The sequence below is a fragment of the Bradyrhizobium sp. genome, from assembly GCF_035273305.1.
Classification (GTDB): Bacteria; Pseudomonadota; Alphaproteobacteria; order Rhizobiales; family Xanthobacteraceae; genus Bradyrhizobium.
The window spans coordinates 1-3,230 of record NZ_DATEPI010000075.1 but is presented as its reverse complement, the minus strand read 5'-3'; the positions used below and the strand labels follow the sequence as shown (position 1 = coordinate 3,230).

Below are 3,230 nucleotides of genomic sequence, written 5' to 3'. Positions count from 1 at the left end.
TGCGTGGCGCGGTGAAGCTGTGGACGTTTACTGAAGATCCGCTCGCGGTACAGCGCTATGGACCGCTGGTCACAAAAGATGGCGCGCGTCAGTTCGAGTTGACCAGCGCCCGTGAGGCAAAAGGCCATCTGGTCGCCAACTTCAAGGGAGTTGCGAGCCGTGAAGAGGCCGAGCGACTCAATGGTCTCGAACTCTACGTTGCGCGCGATAGGCTGCCGGCCACCAGCGATGATGAATTCTACCATGCCGATCTGATCGGGCTCACTGCGCTCACGACGGCGAACGAGACGCTCGGCCGTGTGGTCGCCATTCACAATTTCGGCGCCGGCGACATCATCGAAATCGCGCCGCCCCATGGAGCCACCATGCTGCTGCCGTTCACTCACGCGGTGGTACCCTCGATCGATCTGTCGGGCGGACGCGTGGTGATCGAATTGCCAGAGGAAATTGAGGGCGACACGCCCGAAGATGCGGGCACATCCACCCGATGAGCTGGCGCGCGACTGTTCTGACGTTGTTTCCGGAAATGTTTCCGGGGCCACTCGGCGTGAGCCTTGCCGGTAGAGCGCTGGCATCCGGATTGTGGGTCCTGGAGACGCGCGACATCAGGGACTCCGCGACCGATCGGCATCGCAGTGTGGACGACACACCCGCTGGTGGTGGGCCGGGGATGGTGCTGCGCGCCGACGTGCTGGCCGCCGCGATTGACGCGGCTGAGATCAACAGGGAGCGCCCGCGGCTCCTGATGAGCCCGCGAGGTCGGCCATTGACCCAGTCGCGCGTGGTGGAGCTCGCCGCCGGCCCCGGTCCGCTGATCGTCTGCGGCCGGTTCGAAGGCATTGACCAGCGAGTGATTGGAGCCCGGAAGCTCGAGGAGGTTTCGATCGGCGATTACGTGCTGTCCGGAGGCGAGATCGCAGCCATGACTTTGATCGATGCCTGCGTGCGGCTTTTGCCCGGCGTGATGGGAAAGGTCGAATCCGGGGCAGATGAGAGCTTTTCGGAGGGCCTGCTGGAATATCCGCAATATACCCGGCCCCAGGACTTCGAAGGCCAGCCAATCCCGGAGGTGCTGCTGTCCGGCGACCACGCCCGGGTCGCCGCATGGCGCCGAGCCGAGGCGGTCGCCCTGACACGGGAACGCCGGCCCGATCTCTTGACCTCCAAAAACGGCGACCAAAAACGCCCGAAAGGCCCCCGGGAAGCGTGACAAGCCGGCAGCTTTGCCGTATAGGAGCGCCAAATCCGCGCACCCAAGCATTTTCCGGCAAGTGGCATCCGGTTGCCGCGAGGATACGCTCGGAACGGAATGCGCACCACAGGATCAAGCACTCGCGCAGCCCGCGCCTTGGCGGCTGGGGCGCGCCGCCGATGGAGATTACGATGAACCTCATTCAAGAGCTGGAACAAGAGCAGTTCCAGAAGTTATCCGCCGGCAAGGAAATTCCGGAATTCGGACCGGGCGATACCGTGATCGTGAACGTCAAGGTAGTCGAAGGCGATCGCTCTCGCGTGCAGGCCTATGAAGGGGTGTGCATAGGCCGTTCCGGTGGTGGGCTCAATGAGAGCTTCACGGTGCGCAAGATTTCCTATGGCGAAGGAGTGGAACGGGTTTTCCCGGTGTTGTCGCCGATGATCGACTCGATCAAGGTGGTCCGGCGCGGCAAGGTGCGACGCGCCAAGCTGTACTACTTGCGCAATCTGCGCGGCAAGTCGGCCCGCATCGTCGAAAAGACCGAGCGCGCTGCGGCGGTTGGCGAGTAATTCCGCCGGAGCTGAGTTTCGAAAAGCGCGGGTTCACCCCCGCGCTTTTTTGTTGCGATTTGGCGCGTATTGGCCCGCTCAATTGGCTTCCGGCGGACCCGCGCAAACCTATGTCGCGCCCATGCGCCGGACGTGCTATAAAAGCTCTATGTTTTCGGATCGCCACACCATCGCATCTCGGATCGTCCTCGACGATCGTAGCCGTTTGCCATGGCGCTTCTTCGGCCGGCTGACGACGGCGGCGCTCGCGGCTTGATGCGGGCGGGCGCGTTCGCGCGCGCTTTCAAATCCAACTCAAATTTCCGATTCGAGGCCTGACATTATGTCCGATAAAAAACCAACCACGCTGTATGACAAGATCTGGAACGACCATCTGGTCCACGAAGCCGAGGACGGTACCTGCCTGATCTATATTGATCGGCATCTGGTCCACGAGGTCACCTCACCGCAGGCGTTCGAGGGACTGCGCGCGACGGGGCGCAAGGTGCGCGCACCCGAGAAGACGCTCGCGGTGGTCGATCACAATATCCCGACAACTGACCGTTCGAAACCCAATCCGGATCCCGAAAGCATCGAGCAGATGCGAGTGATGGCGGATAATGCCAGGGAATTCGGCATCGAATATTACAACGAGTTCGACAAACGCCAAGGCATTGTCCACGTGATCGGTCCGGAGCAAGGTTTCACGCTGCCGGGCACGACCATCGTCTGTGGCGACAGCCACACCTCGACCCACGGCGCTTTCGGGGCTCTGGCACACGGCATCGGCACCTCCGAGGTCGAGCACGTGCTGGCGACGCAAACTCTGATTCAGAAAAAAGCCAGGAACATGCGCGCCATCGTCGACGGCAAACTGCCCGAAGGTGTGACCGGCAAGGACATCATTCTCGCGATCATCGGCGAGATCGGCACCGCAGGCGGCACCGGTTATGTGCTGGAATATGGCGGCGAAGCCATCCGTGCTCTTTCGATGGAAGGCCGCATGACGGTCTGCAACATGTCGATCGAGGGTGGCGCTCGCGCCGGTCTGGTCGCGCCCGACGAAAGGGCTTTTGAATTTCTTAAGGATCGCCCGAAGGCGCCAAAAGGCGCCGCTTGGGACGCCGCGATGCGTTACTGGGAAAATTTAAGGAGCGACGAAGGCGCGCATTTCGATCACGAGATCCGGCTGGATGCCGCAAAGCTTCCGCCGATCGTAACCTGGGGCACCTCGCCCGAGGACGTGGTTTCGATCTCCGGGCTGGTGCCCGATCCCGAGCAGATTGCCGATGAAGCCAAGCGGCTGTCGAAACATCGCGCACTCAATTATATGGGCTTGAAGCCCGGCACCCGGATCACGGACATCAAACTCGATCGCGTCTTCATCGGCTCCTGCACCAACGGGCGCATCGAGGATCTGCGCGCCGCCGCCAAGGTGGTCGATGGCAAGCATGTCCATGCAGACGTGAACGCTCTCGTCGTGCCGG

4 protein-coding genes are annotated in these 3,230 nt (G+C 61.9%); all 4 read left to right on the top strand.

Annotated elements, in window-relative coordinates; translation table 11 throughout:
* A partial coding sequence (gene rimM / locus VJV58_RS04935; protein WP_324136223.1) for a ribosome maturation factor RimM occupies positions 1–491 on the top strand: 491 nt, incomplete at its 5' end.
* Positions 488–1,210, top strand: coding sequence for a tRNA (guanosine(37)-N1)-methyltransferase TrmD (gene trmD, locus VJV58_RS04930; protein ID WP_324136222.1), 723 nt, complete (start codon positions 488–490; stop codon positions 1,208–1,210). The genes rimM and trmD, both read left to right, overlap by 4 nt.
* A 173-nt stretch (positions 1,211–1,383) precedes the next feature.
* Positions 1,384–1,764, top strand: coding sequence for a 50S ribosomal protein L19 (rplS, locus tag VJV58_RS04925; protein WP_324136221.1), 381 nt, complete (start codon positions 1,384–1,386; stop codon positions 1,762–1,764).
* 322 nt (positions 1,765–2,086) lie between these two features.
* The coding region (leuC, locus tag VJV58_RS04920; RefSeq protein WP_324136220.1) for a 3-isopropylmalate dehydratase large subunit at positions 2,087–3,230 on the top strand (1,144 nt) is incomplete at its 3' end.